The 1,698-nt window shown below is 67.6% G+C and carries 1 protein-coding gene; it reads right to left on the bottom strand.

Going from position 1 to position 1,698, the window contains the following annotated elements; genetic code table 11:
• Window positions 1-1,698 (bottom strand): selenocysteine-specific translation elongation factor (selB, locus tag WBV89_RS13705; protein ID WP_423981912.1); only part of this gene is annotated, 1,698 nt, incomplete at both ends.

A 1,698-nucleotide genomic window follows, 5' to 3' on the forward strand; every position in this document is an offset into this window, starting at 1 on the left:
GGCGGGGAGCCTCGGTCCGCCGATCCGCACGTCGTCGCGTCGGCGGGTGATGCCCCGGCTGTCGAGTTCGGACACGAGCGGAAGAACGTACTTCCGACTCGCTCCGGTGACGTCGCGGAAAGCCGCGACCGTGAAGCCATCGGGGAACTTCTCGAGCAGATCAGCCGCGACCTCGGCGGCATCGTCGATCGTCGCCGTGTGGAAGACGAGCCCATCGCGCTGCACGATGTGACCGCGGCGGGCGAGTTCTCGGATGTCGTTGCGGTCGACGTCGTCCGCGGCCGGCGGGGTGAATCCACCGGCGAGCAGTTCGGCGAGGAACGGATGATCGACGTACGGGTCGACCGCGTCGGCGGGAAGCACCAGACCCGTCTCGACGACGACCTCATCGGTCGTCTCGATTGCGGCACGCTCGCGTTCGTCGAACACTGCGAGATCGATTCCGGTGACACCGGCTTCCTCGACCCGGTCGACCACCGATCGCACCGTCGCCTCCAACGCCTCGGGCGTCGTCACCCAGTCTCCCAGCGACGGCTCGGCGACCTCGCCGGTGAGCCGCTCGAGTTCGTCGGCACGTACCCATCCCCGCTCGCGAACGACGCGCTCGATCGACCGGTCCGGTGCGGCCCGCGACGCTCTCACGACGGGAGCAATGTCGAGGACCTCGCCGCCACCGACCGTCTCGTCGCGGCCCGACTCACGCAGGATGTAGCGATCGCCAGGCAGCAGCGGAAGTGCGACCGGAGCGAACAGCCGAACCGCACCCGTCGTGCCGGGGGCGAGCGACTCGGTCCCGAGAACGCGCAGCTTCACGGCGTGCTCACCCGCACCGAAGTACGCCACGTAGGCGCCACGTCGCGACACCTCGTGGTCGAGTGAGGACAGGACGTCGAGCGATGCATCGATGCGATCGGTGAGATGCCATCGGTCTGGCTCGACGACGGCATCACCTCGCGTCAACTCGTCGTGATCCACACCGTTCAGGTTGAGCGCGACACGGTTGCCGGGCCCGATCCGTTCGACGGTCGAACCAGCGGTCTGGATCGAGCGGATCCGCACATCCCGGTCGAGCGGGGTCACGTGCATCGTGTGGTCGGAGACCATCGTCCCGCCGACCAGCGTTCCGGTCACGACGGTGCCGCTGCCCTTGGCCGCGAAGACCCGGTCGATCCACAGACGCGGTCGGTCACGATCGGCCGCAGCCCCGCTGCGTTCGATCAACGCGTCGATCTCGACGCGCATCTCGTCGATGCCGATTCCCTCGGTCGCCGCAACCGGAACGACCGGTGCCGATTCGAGGAACGTCCCCACGACGTGATCCGCCACGTCCATCTTCGCGAGCTCGAGGAGGTCCTCGTCGACGAGATCGACCTTGGTCAGCGCGATCAGCCCGAACTCGACGCCGAGCAACTCGAGGATGCGCAGGTGTTCCTCCGACTGCGGCTTCCAGCCCTCCGTGGCCGCGACGACGAACACGCAGGCGTTCACCCCGCCGACTCCGGCGAGCATGTTCCGCAGGAACTTCACGTGGCCGGGAACGTCGATGAAGCTCAGCTCCGCCCCGGACGGCAACACCGTGTGAGCGAAACCGAGATCGATCGTGAGACCGCGCCTCTTCTCCTCCTCGAATCGGTCAGGATCGGTGCCGGTGAGCGCTAGGACGAGCGACGACTTTCCGTGATCGACGTGGCCCGCTGT

Origin of the sequence: Ilumatobacter sp., assembly GCF_049588435.1 — a bacterium.
Classification (GTDB): domain Bacteria; phylum Actinomycetota; class Acidimicrobiia; order Acidimicrobiales; family Ilumatobacteraceae; genus Ilumatobacter_A.